Source organism: Segatella copri, from assembly GCF_019249765.2.
In the GTDB taxonomy this organism is placed as follows: Bacteria; Bacteroidota; Bacteroidia; order Bacteroidales; family Bacteroidaceae; genus Prevotella; species Prevotella copri_K.
On the sequence record NZ_CP152484.1, the window covers coordinates 226,126 to 246,902 of the forward strand.

At 42.4% G+C, this 20,777-nt stretch carries 15 protein-coding genes; 9 read left to right on the forward strand and 6 right to left on the reverse strand.

The window, feature by feature from the left end; translation table 11 throughout:
• Positions 1-112: 112 nt before the first annotated feature.
• From KUA46_RS00935 to KUA46_RS00945, 3 genes are all read left to right on the forward strand, one after another.
• Positions 113-3,067, forward strand: coding sequence for a TIM-barrel domain-containing protein (locus KUA46_RS00935; RefSeq protein WP_218487853.1), 2,955 nt, complete (start codon positions 113-115; stop codon positions 3,065-3,067).
• Positions 3,068-3,174: 107 nt separating this feature from the next.
• Positions 3,175-5,685, forward strand: a complete 2,511-nt coding sequence (locus KUA46_RS00940) for a glycoside hydrolase family 2 TIM barrel-domain containing protein (RefSeq protein ID WP_218487854.1) — start codon at positions 3,175-3,177, stop codon at positions 5,683-5,685.
• A 656-nt stretch (positions 5,686-6,341) separates the two neighbouring features.
• The gene (locus tag KUA46_RS00945; protein WP_022120562.1) at positions 6,342-6,917 is read left to right on the forward strand and encodes a GNAT family N-acetyltransferase; all 576 of its coding nucleotides are present in this window, start codon (positions 6,342-6,344) and stop codon (positions 6,915-6,917) included.
• A 246-nt stretch (positions 6,918-7,163) separates the two neighbouring features.
• On the opposite strand, the gene KUA46_RS00950 is transcribed toward KUA46_RS00945, so the two are convergent.
• The 3 genes from KUA46_RS00950 to KUA46_RS00960 form a co-directional block, all read right to left on the reverse strand.
• Positions 7,164-8,540, reverse strand: coding sequence for an alanine/glycine:cation symporter family protein (locus tag KUA46_RS00950; protein ID WP_118139507.1), 1,377 nt, complete (start codon positions 8,538-8,540; stop codon positions 7,164-7,166).
• A 77-nt stretch (positions 8,541-8,617) separates the two neighbouring features.
• On the reverse strand, positions 8,618-9,190 hold the full coding sequence (locus KUA46_RS00955; protein ID WP_006847710.1) for a DUF4230 domain-containing protein: 573 nt from the start codon (positions 9,188-9,190) through the stop codon (positions 8,618-8,620).
• A 17-nt stretch (positions 9,191-9,207) separates the two neighbouring features.
• Complete coding sequence (locus KUA46_RS00960) at positions 9,208-9,879, reverse strand: DUF4230 domain-containing protein (RefSeq protein ID WP_218487855.1); 672 nt, start codon at positions 9,877-9,879, stop codon at positions 9,208-9,210.
• 371 nt (positions 9,880-10,250) lie between these two features.
• Here KUA46_RS00960 and KUA46_RS00965 point away from each other — a divergent pair, with 371 nt between their 5' ends.
• A complete protein-coding gene (locus KUA46_RS00965) occupies positions 10,251-10,829 on the forward strand; it encodes a DUF4738 domain-containing protein (RefSeq protein WP_218435440.1) in 579 nt (192 codons plus the stop codon).
• A gap of 372 nt (positions 10,830-11,201) precedes the next feature.
• On the opposite strand, the gene KUA46_RS00970 is transcribed toward KUA46_RS00965, so the two are convergent.
• From KUA46_RS00970 to KUA46_RS00980, 3 genes are all read right to left on the reverse strand, one after another.
• Positions 11,202-12,659, reverse strand: a complete 1,458-nt coding sequence (locus tag KUA46_RS00970) for an IS1182 family transposase (RefSeq protein WP_218487978.1) — start codon at positions 12,657-12,659, stop codon at positions 11,202-11,204.
• A gap of 192 nt (positions 12,660-12,851) precedes the next feature.
• Positions 12,852-14,072: a hypothetical protein gene (locus KUA46_RS00975; protein WP_434725800.1), complete on the reverse strand. Its 1,221-nt coding sequence runs from the start codon at positions 14,070-14,072 to the stop codon at positions 12,852-12,854.
• On the reverse strand, positions 14,072-14,317 hold the full coding sequence (locus KUA46_RS00980; RefSeq protein WP_218487983.1) for a hypothetical protein: 246 nt from the start codon (positions 14,315-14,317) through the stop codon (positions 14,072-14,074). Before KUA46_RS00980 ends, KUA46_RS00975 begins: the two co-directional genes overlap by 1 nt.
• Before the next feature lie 699 nt (positions 14,318-15,016).
• On the opposite strand from KUA46_RS00980, the gene KUA46_RS00985 reads away from it, so the two are divergent.
• The 5 genes from KUA46_RS00985 to KUA46_RS01005 all read left to right on the forward strand — a co-directional run bounded on the left by KUA46_RS00985 (position 15,017) and on the right by KUA46_RS01005 (position 20,744).
• Positions 15,017-16,249, forward strand: coding sequence for an OmpA family protein (locus KUA46_RS00985; RefSeq protein WP_218487921.1), 1,233 nt, complete (start codon positions 15,017-15,019; stop codon positions 16,247-16,249).
• 20 nt (positions 16,250-16,269) lie between these two features.
• Positions 16,270-17,184 carry a FimB/Mfa2 family fimbrial subunit gene (locus tag KUA46_RS00990; RefSeq protein ID WP_218487922.1) on the forward strand — a complete coding sequence of 305 codons (915 nt, stop codon included), beginning with the start codon at positions 16,270-16,272 and terminating at the stop codon, positions 17,182-17,184.
• 62 nt (positions 17,185-17,246) lie between these two features.
• Positions 17,247-18,149 carry a fimbrillin family protein gene (locus KUA46_RS00995; RefSeq protein ID WP_218487923.1) on the forward strand — a complete coding sequence of 301 codons (903 nt, stop codon included), beginning with the start codon at positions 17,247-17,249 and terminating at the stop codon, positions 18,147-18,149.
• Between the two features lie 30 nt (positions 18,150-18,179).
• On the forward strand, positions 18,180-19,145 hold the full coding sequence (locus KUA46_RS01000; protein ID WP_218487924.1) for a fimbrillin family protein: 966 nt from the start codon (positions 18,180-18,182) through the stop codon (positions 19,143-19,145).
• A 24-nt stretch (positions 19,146-19,169) separates the two neighbouring features.
• Positions 19,170-20,744 (forward strand): fimbrillin family protein, encoded by a 1,575-nt coding sequence (locus KUA46_RS01005; RefSeq protein WP_218487925.1) that lies wholly within the window; start codon positions 19,170-19,172, stop codon positions 20,742-20,744.
• Positions 20,745-20,777: the final 33 nt, after the last annotated feature.

The following is a 20,777-nucleotide window of genomic DNA, read 5'->3' on the forward strand; positions in this document are numbered from 1 at the left end:
TACGCTTCTAGTTAACATTTTATACACATACAGATAACATTTGCGCACAAAGATACGGGAATTTTCTCGTATCTTTGCCGCAGATTTTTAAACTTTCCTTTAAACATATAAAATGAGACTAACTAAAACATTATTGATTTCAGCAGTGCTGCTGATGAGTGCCACAGGTATGCAGGCAGCTGGTTTCAACCAGAATGGTAATTATCTCACTGTTCAGTTGAAGCAACACCAGAATTTTGGTCCTAGTCAGATTCGCCTCCAGGTGGTGAGCGATAAGATTATCCGTGTTCAGGCTACAGCCGAACAGAGTTTCCGTAATAAACAGAGTCTGATAATAGTGCCTCAAAACAGCAAGGCAAATTATAAGGTGGAAGAGCAGGGAGACAATCTCATCATTACCACTGCAGCCATGCGTGCTGTCATGAACGAGGCTACGGGTCAGATTACCTTCTATGACCTGAAAGACAATGTCCTTCTCAATGAGGTTGCTCAGGGTGGAAAGACTTTCAAGCCGTTCACTGTGCCTGACCGTGAAATCGGTGTAGACATTGCCAAGGTTCCTGAAGCACAGAAGCACGGATGGTCATGGCGTGCGCTCTTCAATTCTCCTGATAACGAGGCGTTCTATGGTCTCGGTCAGCATCAGAGTGAGGAACTCAATATGAAGGGTAAGAACGAAGACCTCTTCCAGTATAATACCAAGGTGAGTGTGCCTTTCGTCATCTCTAATAAAAACTACGGCATCCTCTGGGATTCTTATTCTTATTGCCGTTGGGGTAATCCGGAAGATTATCTCCAGCTCAACCGTGCCTTCAAACTCTATGATAAGGATGGTAAGGAAGGTCAGCTGACAGGTACTTATGTGGATAAGAATGGTCAGAAGATTGTTCGAGGCGAAGATAGCATTTACTTTGAGTATGCAATGCCTGAGGCTTCTGAGATTTGCAACAAGACAGATAAGGGCGGTATTCAGAACCTGCCAAAGGGCTTCGCGCTGAATGGTTCCAAGGTGGTTTACGAGGGTTATGTAGAGGCTCCAACCAACAGCTTCTATCAGTTTATCCTCTACTATGCCGGTTACATGAAGATTTATATCGATGGCAAACTGGTTGTGCCTGAGCGCTGGCGTACAGCCTGGAATCCGAACTCTTATAAGTTTGAAACTCCTATCAAGAAGGGCGTAAAGACTCCTATCCGTATCGAGTGGCAGCCAGATGGTGATGTTTCTTACTGCGGTCTTCGCGTAGCAGCTCCTCGTTCTGAGGCAGAGAAGAACCAGTTGAGCATCTGGAGTGAAATGTCGCCGGATATGGACTATTATTTCATCGCCGGTCAGAATCTCGATGAGGTGATTTCCGGTTACCGTACGCTTACCGGTAAGGCTTCGCTTTATCCTAAGTGGACCCTCGGTTTCTGGCAGAGCCGTGAGCGCTATCAGAGCAGCAAGGATATCGAGGACAACATGAAGAAGTTCCGCGACCTGCATATTCCTGTAGACAATATCGTTCAGGACTGGAACTACTGGAAGCTGGATTCATGGGGAAGTCATGAGTTTGAGGCTGCCCGCTATCCAAACCCACAGGCTATGCTCGACAGCGTACATGCGATGAATGGAAGATTCATGATTTCCGTATGGCCTAAGTTCTACGATACAGTCAAAAATTATAAGGAACTCGACAGCAAGGGCTGGATGTATCATCAGGCTATCAAGGATGATATTCACGACTGGCTCGGCTTCCGCGGTTCATTCTATGATGCCTATTCTGATGGTGCCCGCAAGATGTTCTGGCGCCAGATGGACGAGAATCTTTATACCAAGTATAAGTTCGGAATCGATGCATGGTGGATGGATGCATCAGAACCAAACGTTCGCGACTGTACCCCGATGTGGTACCGCAAGGCCCTTTCCGGTCCTACAGCCCTCGGTACATCTACCGAATATTTCAATGCTTACAGCATCGTGAATGCTGATGCTATCTATAACGGACAGCGCAGCGTGAACCCTAACCAGCGTGTTTTCCTCCTGACCCGTTCGGGCTTTGCCGGTGAGCAGCGCTACAGTACGGCTACCTGGTCTGGCGACATCGCTACCCGTTGGGAAGATATGCGTGCCCAGATGACAGCCGGTTTGAACTATTCTATGGCAGGTCTTCCTTTCTGGGGAATGGACCAGGGCGGTTTCTGTGTAGAGAACCGCTATGTGGCTGCCCAGCAGGAGTTCGATAAGACCGGTAAGGAGAATGCCGACTTGAAGGAATGGCGCGAGTTGCAGGCGCGTTGGAACCAGTTCGGTTGCTTCGTACCTCTTTATCGTACTCATGGCCAGTGGCCTACCCGTGAGGTCTGGAACATTGCTCCGGCAGATCATCCGGCTTACAAGACCATCGTGGCTTACGATAAACTCCGTTACCGCCTGATGCCTTACCTCTACAGTATGGCGGGTATGGTTCATTTCAAGGACTATACGATGATGCGTGGATTGGTAATGGACTTCAACGGCGATGACAATGTTTACGACATCAAGGATCAGTGGATGTTCGGTCCTGCTCTCATGGCTTGTCCTGTAGGCGAGTATCAGAAGTACAGCCGCAATGTTTATCTTCCTAAGCAGAAGGGCTGGTATGATTTCTATACCGGTAAGCACTATGCCGGTGGACAGACAATCGTAGCCGATGCACCTTTCGATAAGATTCCGGTCTTTGTTCCAGAGGGTTCTATTCTTCCTGTGGGTCCAGAGATGGAGTGGAGCGATCAGAAGAAGGCTGAACTCATCGACCTCTATGTCTATGCAGGCAAGGACGGTTCTTATACACTCTATGAGGATGAGGGAACCAACTACAACTACGAGAAGGGTAAGTATGCTATGATAGACTTCAAGTATAATGATGCTCAGAAGACCATTACTATTGCTGCCCGTAAGGGTGCTTTTGATGGTATGCTACAGAAGCGTCGTTTCAATATCGTACTTGTTAGTGATAACAACCAGCAGGGTATCAGCCTCGTCAAGGCGCCTAAGGGCAAGATGGTGAAGTATGCTGGTAAGGCAGTTACTGTAAAACTGAAGTAGTCTAATCTCCCACAGATGACACAGATTTCACAGATTTTTTTTATATTCTCAGAAAAGATTAATCTGTGTAACTCTGTGCTATCTGTGGGATTTCTTATATGATAGGAATGAACAAGAAAACATTATTGGGCGTAGTTTTGATGAGTGGGCTTTTAGCTCATCAGTTGAACGCCCGCGAACATCAGTCTTTTGATAAAGACTGGCTTTTCGTTTTAGCCGATAGTGCCGGTATGCAGAAATCGGAGTATGCTGACGGACATTGGCGAAGTTTGAATCTTCCTCACGATTGGGCGATAGAGGGCGATTTCTCTCCTTCGAATCCTTCGGGAGCCGGTGGTGGTGCATTGCCGGGCGGCATCGGATGGTACCGTAAGCACTTCTCGGTGAATCCGAAGGAAAAGTATGACCGGTTTACCATCACCTTTGATGGAGTATATATGAATTCTACCGTGTATATCAATGGTCATAAACTCGGAACCCGTCCTTACGGATACAGTACATTCGAGTATGATCTTACACCTTATATTAATAAGAAGGGTGATAATGTCATTGCTGTGAAGGTAGACAACAGCGACCAGCCTAATAGCCGCTGGTATTCCGGTTGCGGTATTTACCGCCATGTCTGGCTCACCAAAACCATGAAAACTGCTTATATTCCCCAATGGGGACAGTATGTGGCAACTTCTCCACAGGGTGATGTCAGGGTGAAGGTGGACTTCGCTGCTTCCGGTAATAAGATGAAACTCTCTGTCCGTAATACAATCTATGATGCTGCAGGAAAGATCGTAGCAAAGAGTCAGGGTGTTCAGGAACAGAAACTCAAGGTGAAGAATCCGCATCTCTGGGACATCGGAAAGGGATATCTCTATACTGTCAAGAGCGAGCTGTTAGTAAATGGGAAGGTAGTGGATGTTGCTACGTCAACTGCCGGCTTCCGTGATGTGAAGTTTGATGCAAAGAAGGGTTTCTTCCTCAATGGCAAGAATCTCAAGATAAATGGTGTCTGTGAGCATCATGATTTCGGTTGCCTGGGTGCTGCTGTCAATGAAGATGCGATGCACCGTAAGCTTACCATCCTTCGCGATATGGGCGTGAACGCTATCCGAAGCAGTCATAATCCTCCGGCACCAGAACTCCTGAACATGTGCGATTCGATGGGTTTCCTCGTGATGGACGAGAGTTTCGACATGTGGCGCCGCAAGAAATCGAATGGCGATTATGCCCGTTTCTTCGATGAATGGCATAAGAAAGACCTGTCTGATCTCATCAAGCGCGACCGTAATCATCCAAGTATTATCATGTGGAGTATCGGTAATGAAGTTCTCGAACAATGGTCGGATGTGGCTGCTGATACGCTCAGTCTGGAGCAGGCTAACCTGATTCTGAATGCCGGTCATGATGCTTCAACCTTGTCACATAGCGATGAACTGAGTGTCAATTCGCTTCTTACCCAGCATCTGGCAAAAATCGTGAAGGAGTATGATCCTTGGGGCACACGCCCTGTTACTGCTGGCTGTAATGAGCCTGATCAGAAGAATCACCTCTTTAAGAGTGGGGCTATTGATGTTATAGGTTTCAATTATCACCATCAGTGGGTGAAGGATGTGCCGAAGAATTTCCCTGGCAAGCCTTTCATTCTGTCGGAGAGTGTTTCTGCCTTGCAGACTCGTGGCTACTATATGATGCCTAGCGACAGCATTTATACTGCGCCAAAGGAATGGTGGTTGCCTTATACCGATCCATCGTTTATGTGTTCGGCTTATGATAATTTCCACGCATCATGGAGTAGTACCCACGAAGAAACCTGGGATGTGGTGAAGCACAACGACTTTGTGGGCGGACAGTTTATCTGGACCGGTTTCGATTATATCGGTGAACCTACTCCTTATGCTTATCCTGCCCGTAGCAGTTATTTTGGCATTATCGATTTGGCGGGTCTTCCAAAAGACAGCTATTATATGTATCAGAGTGAGTGGAGCCAGAAAGATGTGCTTCATCTCTTCCCTCATTGGAACTGGCTGCCGGGACAGACCATCGACATGTGGTGTTATTATAATCATGCCGATGAGGTAGAACTCTTTATCAATGGCAAGAGTCAGGGCATCCGTAAGAAGACAGTCTACGGTGCAAAGAACGAAGGCGATGCTTTCAGAAAAAGTACTGAATATCATGTGATGTGGCGCGTAAACTTTGAACCGGGAGAAGTGAAGGTTGTAGCCAGAAAGAATGGTAAAGTTCTTAGAGAGCAGGTCATAAAGACAGCAGGAGCTCCTCATCATCTTGTGTTGAAGAAGACCTATCAGGGCTGTCAGGCCTATGGCTCTTCTGATCCGACTACCTTTGTAGAGGTGAATGTGGTAGATAAAGACGGCAATCTCTGTCCGAACGCAGATAACCAGATTTTCTTCTCTGTTTCAGGAGAACAGGATGCAAGTGGTCATGGTTTCCTGAAAACGCCAAGGATTCTGGGAACAGATAATGGATGTCAGACTTCTTTGGAGCGTTTCACCGATTCACATCGCAAGGCATTCTTCGGAAAATGTGTCGTTGTGATAAAAGGAAAGGGAACCCTCAAGGCACAGGCAGTAGACTTAAAGGATGCTTCTGTAGCTTTGTGATTACAGTAATATTCTGAAAAACAAGACATTAAGGATCTATATTGCGAAGAAGAGGATGTGTCATAAGTTTATGATTCACCCTCTTCTTGTCGTTGGTAAATATGGGTTATGTTGCTGGAAGAGATAGGATATGTTGCTGAAAGAGATAGGATATGTTGTTGAAAGAGATAGAATAAGTTGTTGAAAGAGATAGGATATGTTGTTGAGACAGTCAGTATCTTCGGTCGCACAACAGCTGTTGTGCGCTTGCATAACAGCTGATATGCGCATGCACAACACCTGTTGTGCATGCGGTAGTCAACTGTTATACACCAACTATTATCCTGATATGACACACCCTCTTTTTTCGCTCTTAAAAACGAAAAAGGTTTTGAAGCATTGGGACCCAAGGGATTTGGGTATCTCTATTATACTAGTAATAGAAATTTAGCTTCAAAACCTGCGGCAAAGATACATCTTTTTTTCGAATAAAAAAACTTTTTCGAATAAAAAATATAAAAAACTTGCTCTTATCAAAAAATATACGTAACTTTGTAAACGATAAGGCATCAAAGCCAATCAGCAATCATGAAAAAAGTAATCTTTGCAGAATTTCCTCACGATGCTGGAACATGAAAGAAATAACAATAATAAAACAATAAAATAAAAACAATATAATGAAAATTCAAATAGAACAGGCTACGCCTGACAAGGCTTCGCATATCGCATCGCTTATCATGGAGGCGATGAATGCGCAGTGTTGCCAAAATTTTGCTGGTCCTCAGCATACATTGGTTGATTTTCACCGTATGATGACTAAACTTGTAGAGATGGAGGACAGTCAGTATAGTTATAAGAATACATTGGTTGCTATGTCTACTGATGGCATTCTTGTTGGCATCTTGGTTGCATACGATGGTGCTGACGTCAAAAGATTACGTAAGCGCTTTATTGAGGCTGCAATCGTGGCTTTTGGAATAGACTATTCGGCTATGGAGCTTGAAACAGAGGAAGGTGAGTTCTATTTGGATAGTTTGGCAGTTTCTAATCAATACCGTGGAAAAGGTATTGCATCTAAATTGTTGGATGCTGCTATCTCTCGCGCAAGAGAGCTGGGACTTCCTGCTGTAGGCTTGCTTTGTGATAAAGGCAATCCGAAAGCGGAGCGTCTCTATACGAAGGTTGGTTTCCAGTATGTTAATGATACCACTTGGGGTGGTCATGCAATGAAACATCTTCAGTATAAATTGTAATCTGATAGGGCAAACTGTGCAAACGTTTGCCCAATAAAAAGTATAGAAATCAACAGAAAATGTGCTGTTTATTGCGCAAACTGTAGTATCTTTGCACCATAAGTTCATAGCGAATAGGTTTTTTGGTTTTTAGAAAAGATATTTTATTAGTTTTTGTTGATTTAATAATAAAAGCTCGGTCTGCAGTGATGCAATACCGAGCTTTTGTATTTTTACTCCCTTTCAGGGTATTTCCTTTCTGTGTCTTTATTCTAATTCCTCTATTTCTTTTTCGTCCATGTCTTTATCTAACTGGTCTCTCCACAGATACTTTCTGGTTTCATGCACTATGATACCACTCAGGCAGAGCAGGGAGATAAGGTTTGGTATGGCCATTAAAGCATTCATGCAGTCGGCAATGTTCCAAACCAGTCCCAGACTGATGACACTACCCAGGAAGATAGTAGCAATATAGACTATGCGGAAACAGAGCATCCACTTTTTGCCTTTCAGATATTCTACACACCGTTCTCCATAATAACTCCATCCCAATGTCGTACTGAATGCAAATGTTGCCAGTCCGATGGTCAATATCGGAGCTCCGATATATGGAATCTTACTGAAGGCAGCCTTGGTGAGTGCTGCTCCGTTATGGTAGTCAATGTCTGGGTATGCTATGATACTTGAGGTGATGACAAGACCTGTAAGGGCACAGATGATGACAGTATCCCAAAAGGTACCGGTAGATGAAACCAATGCCTGACGCACAGGGTTACGGGTTTGGGCTGCTGCAGCAACGATAGGTGCCGAACCCAGACCACTTTCGTTAGAGAACAATCCGCGGGCTATACCATAGCGGGCTGCAATCATCACGGTACTTCCAGCGAAGCCGCCACCTGCAGCCTTTGTTGTGAATGCAGAGTCAAAGATTACGTGGATGGCAGGCAATAAATAAGCATGATTTACACAGAGAATGTAGATGCAGCCTAATACATAAAAGAGTGCCATGAAAGGTACCAGCATGCCACAAACCTTGGAGATACTTTTCACGCCTCCAAGAATCACAGCTGCTCCTAAAGCCGTAACGATAGTTCCAGTAATGTATGGAGAAATGCCGTATTGGTTTTCTACCAGGGTAGAGATGGCATTTGCCTGTACCGTGCTACCGATTCCGAATGATGCCAATGCGGCAAAGAGGGCGAACAGGACTGCAAGCCATTTCCAGCCCAATCCTTTTTCCAGGGCATACATAGGACCACCCAGCATCGTGCCTCGCTTGGTCTTTACGCGATATTTTACGGCGAGTAATCCTTCGGCATATTTGGTAGAAATACCAAAGACACCGGTTAACCAGCACCAGAGTACGGCTCCTGGTCCGCCAAGAGCGATAGCTGTAGCCACACCGATGATGTTACCGGTACCAATTGTAGCTGCCAGTGCTGTTGCCAGTGCTCTGAACTGTGAAACATCTCCTGTGGCATTCTTGTCTTTCTTTACAGACAGTTTGATTGCCTTGAAAATCTTGCGTTGTGGAAAGCGCAAGCGGATGGTCAGAAAGATGTGGGTTCCCAACAGCAGGATAATCATAGGCCATCCCCACAGGAATGAACTAAATGCGGTGAAAAAATCGTTTATTGCATCCATCTCTTAAAAATTTTATGTTTATCTTATATCTATATTTTTATACCTGATAACGCAGTTACTTGTGTATTATAACCTTGTTATTTCTCAAATTCTATCTTTACGTTTTTGAATCCCATTGCTTTCAGCATCTCTCTAAACTGAGTCTTGGCATTCGCCTGTGCAGTATAGATATTGGTGCGGTTTAAGCAACGTTTCTTCATGGCTTGATAAGCACGCTCATACATAGCCTGTCTGTCGCTGCCTGTCCATTTGCCTTCTTCAAAGAAACTCTTGGTCTTCGCTTCGTCAATGAAGTTATGGTCCAGCAGTTTGATAGGAGGTAAAGTGCATACGATGCTGTCCTGGCTGGCTTGTAGCCATCCTTTTTTTACATCCTTCATATCGATACCCAAGCGCAACGTTCCGTAATAGATACGTACCAGTTGGTCGTCGCCCCAAAAGCCACGGCGTATAGTATCTATCAGTTCTTCATCACTTACAGATAGAAATTCCCATTGACCGATATTCTCGATGCTTTCTACCTGAGTGGGTGAGAGGGTTGTCTTATCTTCCTGTACCACGCTGACCTCGTTGTCTTTGGTGAGCCAATAGAAGGCTCCACCCAGAATAAGGATCAGTGCTAATAGTACGATGATTTGTATTCTTTTCATATCATTGTTCTCCTCGCTTAGTGATTCTTTTCGATAGTTGTCTTATCCAGAAGAGTCTTCAGATCGTTGAAAGTGAATTTCTTCCTGAAACTGATTTTGATATTCTCTTCAGCGAATCCCATGTCCTGTAGCATCGGAATCAGGGTGTTTGCTGCACTTTGGCGTGCCTGTTCAAGAATATCTAGGTTCGGTATATCGCGAATGATACTTTCCCTGCCTTGTTGTTCGAATTGTGACAGTTCTGCATCACTGTAGTTTCTTCTGGTGAGTGAAACGAATTGTCTTACTCCTTCATGATTGATTTTACTGCTGGTGAGCATCACTTTTGGGTCTGGTAAGATGATTTCTATCTTGTCACCTTGTCGGTAAACGTTCTTAGCAGAGAATCCTGAAAAGTCTACATAAGCTTTTAATGTCGCATCCATCGGAATGGCCACCTTGCGGTTTGAGCCGGGAACATGAATATTGAAGTCTTTCTTGAACAGTGAGCCCTTCAGATTAAGCTGGTCATCATGTGTTATAATCTTATGAACATGAGCTTCTGCTGTATATAAGCGATTGCATTTCTGTATCTGCATCACCATCACAGGTATTGTGTCGATGACTTGCTCCTTCTTTTCTGTTTGCTGATGCGAACATGAAATGAAGGCAAAAAATACAGAAATGATAAATATTAACCTCTTTTTCATACTTAATGTCTTTATTATGCTGCAAAGGTACGGCAAATTGTTCGAAAAACAAAACAAAATCGTTTTTTTTGATGTTCTTTTGCTAAGAAATGAAAAAAAAAGCAGAAAAAGCACTTTTTTTTATATCTTGATTAAACCTTTTCATTTTCTTTTCGTCAAAGTTACGATTAGAATTCATAAACTGAACTTTTATTATATCGTGTAAGATTCAATAGGAAATTTATTAGTTAGTATTTAGGTATGTTAAGGCGTCTGCTTGTGAAAGTAGGCGCCTTTTTGCATCTGATTTTGTGTAAGAATGTAGATTTCGGTTCTTTTCTTTGGCTATTTCAAAAGAAAAATGTACTTTTGCAGTAAGAAAAAATAACGGAATGAAACGAATTGATTATATATTAATAGGTCTTTTGGCTATTTCTAGCTTGACGGCTTGTACAGAAAAGAAGAAGAGTAATATCATTATTGCTCCTAAACCGGTGGCTAAGGTTGTGAACAAAGCTACTCAGAAAATGAGTGATTATGAGCAGACCAGGGAGGCTGACTGGGTTGGTTCTCATTATAAAGTGGTGGTGAAGCGTAGTTCTGACAAGGAACTTCCGGTTCTCCAGTTGGACGAAAACACCAAGTATTATGATAACAGAATATCGGTTAAGGTATTGAGAAGCGATGGTTCTGAATTCTTTAGCCGTACTTTCACAAAGAAAGATTTCACATCCTATATTGACAAACATACACAGGACATGGGTGCTTTGCTCGGTATTGTGTATGTGAAAGCAGAAGGTGATTATCTTTACTTCGCAGCAAGTGTTGGGTCGCCTGATGTTACCAGTGATGAATATGTACCTCTGGTACTTAAGATTTCCCGAATGGGTAGTATCTCTATTTCAAAGGATGAGAAGTTGGATACCAACGCTTCTGCTGAAGAGGAGGAAGAGGAAGAAGATGGGGTATAAAGCGGTTCTTCAATCTTACATTTATCGCTCTCGGTAGTAGTACAGAATCTTTACATCAACTTTCTGATGAACGCAGTTTGTGAAGAAGTACTATAAGAATATAGTTGATAAATGGGTAAACTTCTTCGACCTGTACGGTTGAAATTACCCACACGCCCTGAAAGGGCAGAAGCTCCTAGCCCAGGGAGGGCACTGAAAAAGGTACCCAATTTTAAGTTGCATAGCTTGTTTTTGAACTTTAATTCTTGTCCAAGAAGCATTTCATCTTTTAAAAGTGGAATACTTTTTTGGACAGGAATATAGCCCCAAATAGCTTTCTATAGCGTTTCTGGCGTTTAATTCGGCAATATATAGAGAAATCTACTTCCCCCCTTATGCATTTTGCATCAATTTGATGATTCTCTTCACATTTGCAGCGAAAATAGTCAAAGCTCCCTGCATTTCCATGCACGACAAACCGTATGACAGGGCTCTGTCATATCCTAAGACATTCTTAAGTTCGGAGTTTTTGGCTTCTATCTTGTATCGTTTCCTCTGAAGATTTATAAACTCTTCTGTTTTTTGATATTCGATTTGCTCCAACTGTTCATCCGATTTGATGGTAATCGCATATGTTTTTGTCTTGGCTCCTTCCTTGTAGCAACCTTCACGTAATGGACAGACCTTGCATTTGTCCACATCAAAATAATAGGTAATGCTGGAGTTTCTGTGACGCTTGTCATTTTTGCGATAATTCATCTCTTTCCATTTCGCCAGATGCCCTGCTGGGCAGACGTACAGATCTGCATCCTTGTTGTATTCAAAAGGGAGTTTGTTTGTTCGATTACCGTCAATTACAGAGCTTAAACGAGCAGAGAGGCGCATATTGTTTTCCTTTGCCATTTTGAGATTCTCCTTGCTGGAATATGCCTTATCTGCTACTATGGAATCAACTTCCATTCCTGCTTCCTCTGTCTTTTTTATCAATTCTGGCAATTGCTGTCCATCACCCTTCTCGCCGGAGGTGACGGTAGCTGCGGTGATAATTCTCTCATCGCTCATAGCTATATGCGTCTTATAGCCAAAGAATGAAGAATGCGCTGTTTTATGTCCTGTACGGGCATCCTCATCCTTTGATATTACGCCTCGGGTCTCTGCGTCTGAAATGGTTTCTTTCAGCATATTGAGACGCTCCTTGACTGCAGGCATATTGGCAGTTGCAGCATCAGCTTCCACCGTAGCAACTATCGTTTTGGCTGCAGTCATGATAGAAGAATACTTCTTTTCTTTTGGAAGCTCAGGCAATTCCATGCTGTCATCTACAGAATTAACGACCTTGATTACGGCCTTGCAATAATACTCCAAACTCTTTGCTGCACTGATAGGGTTGGAACGAGAATGCGTATGGGTTGCATCAACAATGATGGTTCTAGACTTGAGGACACCTGCTTCTATAGCAATAGAAACAGTCTTCTTGATAAGAAGATCCAACAGGTCCATATTCTTCAGGCGAAGTCGACGGAATTTGGTCAAGGAACTAGGATTAATCAGATTAGTCTCCTCAGGAGTTAATCCCAAGAAGTACTTAAACGACATATCATAGCGAGTACGTTCAACAACATCAACATCCGATATGTCATAGATTACCTTTAAAAGAAGATACTTAAACATACGGATAGGACTCTCTGCTGTACGACCATTGTCATGACAATACTTGTCCTGCAATTCCTGGTATACGAAACTAAAGTCCACCAGGTCAGTAATCTGGCGGAGCAGGTTGTCTTTTGGGATAATCAAGTCATACAAACTTGAATAATCACTGAATGATATGGTCTGTTGTTGCTCTAGCATAATCCTTGTATTTTTCTACAAAGATACAAAAAATATTGCACATATGCAACTTTTGGGTACACTATTTCAAAGATCGAATGTTAAACTAACATAACCCATGAAGGGACTTTTTCAGTGCCCTCCCAGGGCATCGCCCTGGGTTATTACGGATGCAAACCTGTCGCCCTGTAAGGTAGGGTGTTCAAAATCCGTTTAAAATCCGACGCATTTATTCCCTAAGGTATTGATGCGTTTCACGGTCAAATTAGGAGAGAGGTTTGTACTAGTCCATTCTTTGATGTGACGATGTCTTCCTTTCTCCAAACGTTCTTTAAATTCGAAACCAACTCGCCTATTTTTGTCAGCCAAGGCTATGCGCAGAGGTATTATAAGAATCATTGGGGTAACACCAGTAAGTTTGTCGTTAGACATTCTAGCCTTAGTCACTCCAAATGTTGATTCTATTGGGTCAGAACTTGCATTGTGTACATCTCCTTCATTTAAGAGAGAGAGCTCACGTTCTAAATATCCCAAGATATAAGAGCCAACTTTTCGCTGTCGCTCATGCTTCAACATCAAGCTTTCTGTCACGAGTTTTTTGCAACGGGCAATAGAGACTTGAGACCACCCGTTGTTTTTTATGTCTTTTTCAATCTTCGTTATACAGTCCATCGTTTCGGCCAATTCATCAACCAGAGAAGCATTCTGCGGAATAAAGGCATATATGCTCTTTATATCCTCTTGCAATGTATGATATACATACTGCATCCTGCTTATCCAGTCAATCCATTTTGACATGTTCATAAAACGTGCAATACTTCGTTGCGATGGAGGTTGTATATAAGCAACATCTTGCATGTTATATTTAAGACGTGCCATCTGAACATTACTTGAAAGCTCCTGAAAATCAAGATCATTCTTGTAAACTCTTTCAAGAAACATGCCAAGAGTATGACTAATATCATGGTGATGTTTATAGCCAGCATCTCTAATGGCCTTACATATACTGGAGCCGTTGTCGCTGATAACATATTCTGGCTCATGCCCAATTTTAGCTGCGACTTTCTCCAATACTTCCTGAATAGTTTTTCCATTCCAACTCTTAGCGATAGATATGTCTACAATGGATATGTCTTTTTCAGTAATAGCCATTCCTATATTATCTGCCGCAACAGCAAGTGTAAGCAGCATCTTCTCACTGCCAATCATCATGCTTTCATCGACAATCAAGGCATAACGCTTACCCTTGAAAAGGGTACACGATTCCTTATAGACACTAAGCCCTAACTCTTGTGCCCAATAGCCAATTGTCGTATAAGCTGGTACTTTACCGAAAATATTGTCCATAAACTCATTCAGGATATTGAATATTTCAACAATCTGACGTGAACCTATAGACAGACGAGCATAAAAAGCCGTACTCAAAGCAACCATTAAGGATGAATAATGATGTCGTCTAATAGACTCATCATTTGTTCGTAAGTCTCCTTGTCCAATCCTACGTTCGGCTTTTCTTTTTTTTTAAGTTCAGAACGATACTTATTGGACTTATTCTGAGAGGTAGACAATCTTCTCTCAAGATTACGTTTGTCCCTTTTTAGAGACTTATTTTCCTTCTTTAGTTTTTCGGCATACTTTTGAAGCTCTTTTGGCTCCATATCTTTGACTGATTTTTTCATATCTTATGTATTTGTTTTTATTTGCAAAGATACTAAAAATCAGCGAGTTATACAAATTTTTAAAGAACTATTTTGTATATTAAAGTGTTAAATATCAGTAACTTAAATACACCTATATAACACCATTTTTTTATACCAGATTTTGATTCGGATTTTGAACAGCCTACCTGTAAGGGCAAAAGCTTTAAAAAACTCACAGATAATACATAAAGCTTTTGCCCTTACAGGGCGTCTTGCTGATTGCTATTATACCCAGGGCGATGCCCTGGGCTAGGAGCTTCTGCCCTTTCGGGGCGTGTGGGATGTGGCTTATGACACACCCTCTTTTTTCTTTTGTACAGAACTTTCGCATGCAGGCTCCACACACCTTGAACCAACGGACACCGGCTAAAGATTTACACAGATTCTGGGCTTGAATAGAGTCTGGAAACGTTAAAGAATACTAACAAGGTGTCGCATTGCTCACGAATGAGACACCTAAAACCAAAAAATCATACCTGAAAAAACAAATATTACCCCCCCACTTTCATATAAAACCCTTAACTTTGCACCAGGTTTTTTACAATCTGTATCATGAAGGATTTAAAATATTGTAAATTATAATCCAAACATAATAGATATGAAGAAAGTTTTAACTAAGAAAAAAGTATGTTGCTCTTTGGAAAAAGACAGTATATTTTCTATAAAAAAAAGATTAATATGAGAAATTACTTAACTGGAAAAAATCGATTACTGGTTGCAGCACTTGCTTTTATTCTTCCATTTTCTTTTGCGAGAGCAGAAGTAAAAGAAGATGGAAAGACGGGGCAGCAAGGCTGGTACGTCGGAGTAGAGGGTGGAATGCCTTTCGGCTTCTCTACCTTCTCAAGCTTCGGACATGACAAGACTCGTCTTGGTTGGGCTGCTGGCATATATGGTGGCTATCGTTTCAACTCCATCTTCTCGGCAGAGTTATCTGCCAAGTATGGAGAAATGAACTTGTCGGCACAAGACTGTTGCGTAGAACGTAACTATTGGTTGGGTAGCGACGGTATGCTTTACAACGCAGGTGTCCTGGGCATGGACAGTTGGGAATATGCCAATCTGAAAAGCCATGTCAGAATGGGTTGGTATGGGGCAAGAGTGAACGTTCATCTCCTTGGACTGTTCCATCAAACAGCTGACAGCCGATGGGATTTGGCTGTTTCACCTCATATATATGCAGTAACGACCAAGGCTGATATCCAGACTATAGCCGATGATGCTAAGGTAATGAAAGGTTCTACCAACTGGCATTTGGGTTATGGTGCAGATTTGCAGGTTGGCTACCAACTGACCTCATGCCTGAAATTGGGCATCTATTCCGGTTTGACTCGTCTTACTGGCGAACGTATGGATGGAATGCCGGAGCATCTGCATAAGAACAACTTTGTTTGGGAAAGTGGAGTAAGATTGGGGATAAACCTCTCTAAAAAGAAGAACAAGATAGCAGAAACTCCATCAGTTCCACAAAAGGAGGTTCTACAAAAGGAAGTTCTACAACAGGAACCAACTTCTTCGGAGAATGTCAATCAGAAAGAAACAGTAGATAAGGCTGAAACAAGAGTTGCAGAACAAGACATAAAAGAATCTGCAAAGGTGACTTTCCCTGTTATATATTTCACCTTCAATAGTATCGACATCCAGCAAAATGAAGAGACTAAATTGAATGCTATTCTCAAAACATTGAAAGAGAATCCGAACATGAAGGTGACAGTAACAGGTTGGTGTGACACAAAAGGCAGCGTGGCTGTCAATAAACGTATATCTCGCCAGCGTGCAGAAGCCGTAAGAACCTGGCTTGCGAAGAATGGCATAGAGGCTAATCGCATTACTGCAATAGGAAATGGTAGCGATGACACCCAAGATGCGGATAAGGCTCGCCGAGTAGAGACTAAAGACAATTATAAGTAACCCATAAAACAAGATAGAGAATGAAAGCAAAAAGAAGATTTAATATTTGGTTATGGGTGCTGTTATGTGTCCCATGCCTCTTGGCAAGCTGCGACCATGATGTTCATGATGGTGAAGAGGAAGGTGGCTTGTCAGTATCGCTCACTTGGGCAGATGAAGCCGACCAAGGTACGGAAGTGAAGGATGTGAAACTCTGGATATTCAATGCCGATGATGGTTCGCTTGTAGAGGAAAAACATTATGGCAGTGCGCAGGAGGTGGCAAGCCAACGCTTTGCTCTTCCTGTAGGGCATTATCAGATTCTGGCTGCCACTAACCTTATAGAACCGTTTTTTATCGGTGAGGTTACAAGGGCAACCCTCAATATGAACCAACTCATGTTTGGATTGTCCAATCCAAGTGCCTCTCCCGACCATGCCTATTATGGTGTCACGGACATCGGTATTGACAAATCAAATGTCAACTACATAACAAAAAATGAAATGCGCCATATACTTGCAGAATTGACCATCTTCATTGAAGGAGTTCCTGACAATTTTGCAATGATAGGTAAGGTTCTGAATGTGGCAACCGGACTCCTTCCCCTGCAAAAGAATGAGGATGGAACATTCGGGACGGCAAGCTATACCAAGGAAGAGTGTGATATACCTTTGAGAATCGCAGTGCCTGGCGAAACTTTAAAAACGGAAACATTACGCTTGATGCCGACAGCCAATGGTTTTCATAACACCAAGTTGTTTATCCAACTGATTTCTCCTGGGGGAGTAGTTAGCAACTACGACATCGAAGCACCCGTCATGAAATCTGGCGGCAAGTACAAGATAAACTTGGAATTTGAGGAGATGAAACCTTACATGTATCTTACAAGCACGAAGATAGATGATTGGACAGAGGAATGGATTTATCGTGGTGAAATCCTGAATCCCGAAGATTAAGCGCCCCTCTCATTTAAGCAAGAATCAAAACAAGAATATAAACATAAAATAGTAAAAAGACAATGAAAAAGAAGACTTATCTCTTTGCTCTGATGGCAATGGCTTTGACATTAGGCAGTTGTTCTGACAACGAGAACGGTATCGGAGGCGAGACCTCCAAGTATATCACCGTTTCTACCAGTATCGGCAATATGACACGTGTTGCCACAGATGCGAAAGGCGGTCAAACCTTTGAGGAGGGTGATGAAATCAGCGTGTATGCCTGGACTGGTGATGCAACCATTGCTCCGGATGCAAGCGAGCGTGTGGTGAACAACGCTATCAACAAGTTGACTAACGGTTCGTGGGTATCCACTCCACAGATGCTTTGGAAGAACAACCGTGACAAGCATTATTTCATCGGTGTCTATCCTACAGCAGCAATATCCGACCTTTCTGCCGGAGAATATACATTCGATGCAAATAAGCAAACAGAAAGCGACCTCTTAGTGGCAGTCAATAAAGATGGCCTGTCCTATAATGCCGATGCCCAACAGACAGTACCTCTTACCTTTACCCATGTAATGGCTAAACTTGTGGTGAACCTCACCTACAAGAACCAATGGGGCGGCATTCCGACTGTAGAGAAAGTGGCAGTGGGTAATGCGGCAAAAGAGGCAACCATCAATTATCTGACAAAGGTTGTTACTCCTTCCACTACAGCAAAGGAAGATTTCTCGCTTCCTGAGATTACTGAAAACACCAAGTATGTTTCTGTCATTATTCCACAGGAAGATGTCAAGCAACTCACCATTGTCATCGATGGTAAGAATTTCGTTTATGATAACGGCACACCTTTCAAGTTAGAGAGTGGCAAGATTACTACAGTCAATCTGGAGGTAGGACGTGACGAGATAAAACTTGGAGATGTTAAAATTACTGATTGGGAGGATGGCAGCACATTCGGTGGCGAGGCTCTCAACTAACATAGTACAGCATTTAAACACATAAAGAATATGAAAGCAATAAAATTATTCACAATGGCAGCTTTGGCAACGGCAGTTTTTGCCAGCTGCTCCAACGATGAGGATTTGACACAGAGCAGTTATCCTGCGGATAATGTGGTACGAGTTACAACAAACGTAGAGAATATGACTACACGTGCATTTCACACCACAAATACTCTTGATGAATTCGCTTTTTGCATTCGCAATGCTAATAATATCAAGTATTCCTATAACAACATCATGATGACAAAAGAGGGAACTAAATGGAATCCTTCTGTTCAGATGCTTTGGCAGAACTCAACTCAACCTGTCGATATAATGGCTTATGCCCCATTCGACTCAAATGGAAATACGGAAACAATGACTAAAGTAAAAAAATATCCAGTTTCTGTTGGTACGCAACAGATGGCGGGTACTTACGAGTCTGACTTCCTTGTATATAAGAAAACGGGGTTTGTGCCAGAAAAGGATTTGACAAATGGTGCAGTTGACATCACTTTTACTCATGCCCTCAGTTTGCTGAACATAAAAATTGAGTTCGGCACAGATTTCAATACTACGACTCCTTTGGCAGCTAATCCGATAAATAATATAATTATCGGAGGAAGCATCAACCGGGCTTATGCTGATTTGACGGCAGATCCTATTACTGTGGCAGTAGATGCAACCTGTGCTCCTGTCTTGATAGGACCTGAACGTGGGGAATTCACAGCAGCTGCCAACAAAGACGCCCATGCAATTGCAAATTATTCGGCTATCCTTATACCTCAAACTATTGAAGACGGATTTAGAGTAGAGTTTGAAATAAATGGAAAGATTTATGTGTGGAGAGCTCCTGAAAGTGTGATTGCGAGATTGGAAGCAGGTAAAAAACATCTCCTGACCCTTACTGTAGGTAAGGATTTCGTAAAAGCTGGCAGCATTAAGGCAAGCCCTTGGGTAGAAGAGACTGGTGCAACTTTAGAAACAGAATAAGTAACAGAATAAAAAGCGAAGAATATGAAAATTTCAAAATATTTAGGAACCTTTGCATTTCTCGCAATGCTTGCTGCTTGCTCTACAGAAGATGAGCAGGTTCGCTTTGCTGGAGATGAGGTAAAAGTAAATGCAACCATTGGTGGCGAGAGCGTTTTTACCAGAAGTAATCCCATTGGCAGTACAGAAGAACAGAGTGAATTTCAAGATTTTGACCAAATTGGAATTAGCTTGAATGGTGGTGCCGCTCATAAGTATGAAATGAAAAATGGAGTTTGGGGAGTAGCCGAATCCGAAGTTCCAATAAAATGGGAATCCGAAGCTACAGATTTCAAGGCGTTTTATCCGTATTCTTATAATAATGTCAACAATAGTTTTGACAACGGACAAATCGGTACAGAACAGAACACAAAGGAAGGATTAGCTCTTTCTGACTACATGAAAGCTAGGACGACATATGAAAACATACCAGAAAACCGTCAGCTCGATTTGACTTTCGAGCGCCAGACGGCACGTGTTGTTATCGATATAGAAAATTCGACTTTCATGAATGAGTTTGACCAACCATATGTAGCTGAGATAAATATATATTCTCAATTACAGCTACCGGCAACTCAAGGCGCAGATGTTTCTGCTATAAAAGCATATAAGGTGGATGACTCTAACCCAAAGAGTTCTTGGGTGGCTCTGGTTGCTCCAAATGCAGAAGACGCGAACAAAGATTTTATATGCATAAGTGTACAGGAAAACGGTACTGGAACGCCTAAAGCATACTCTATTAAAGGCATTCCAAATCTTGAAAGCGGTATGAGCTATACCTATAAATTAAAGATTGGTAAGGATAAAGCCATAATAGATAATGTTACAGTGACAGATTGGAAAGAAGGAACGGCAATACCTGGTGGCGAGGCTTCTTTGGTAACGGAAGAGAGTGTAAGAGAATCGGTCGCTAAGCAATTGGAAAACGGCAATGATGTGGAGTTAACTTTACCTTCCAATGCGTCGTTAGGTCTTTTTGAGGCCATAAAGACTGCCTTAAAAGATAAAGGTGTTCCAAAAAGTTCTGTCGATATTACCTTAAAAGGTGTTATGAGAATTCCTCAAAAAGCTTTTGGTAATTTACCAGAAGGCGTTGCTCCATGGTTTAACGTAGTTCGCTTGCCAGACGCTACCATTATTGAAGATGAAGCTTTTCAAGGCAGTACATTGACGGAAATATATGCTCCAAAAGTCGAAGAGATTAAATATTGGGCTTTCTACCTATGCACTAATCTTAGACATGTAGATATGCAAAAGGCATCAAGGATAGGAAGCAGGGCATTTGAAGGATGTTACGACTTAAATAGGGTCCGTTTCGGTGCACTTAGTTCAGTTGGAGTAGCATATGATGACGGTACAGGATGTATATTTGATAATTGTATCACCGAAGTTGTTGACCTGACATTGTCTTCACGACAATCTATGATGGAGCTTCGTTATACAGAGGAAGCAACGTATGAATGGGTTCCAGCTGGAGGAAGCTATTGGGGCACAGAAGACTACGATAACAAACAGTTTCTTGGCTATACATTTAATAAAATCATTTGTGCAGACGATTAATAAACTCCTAAGCTGGGCAGGAGTATAAGGTGT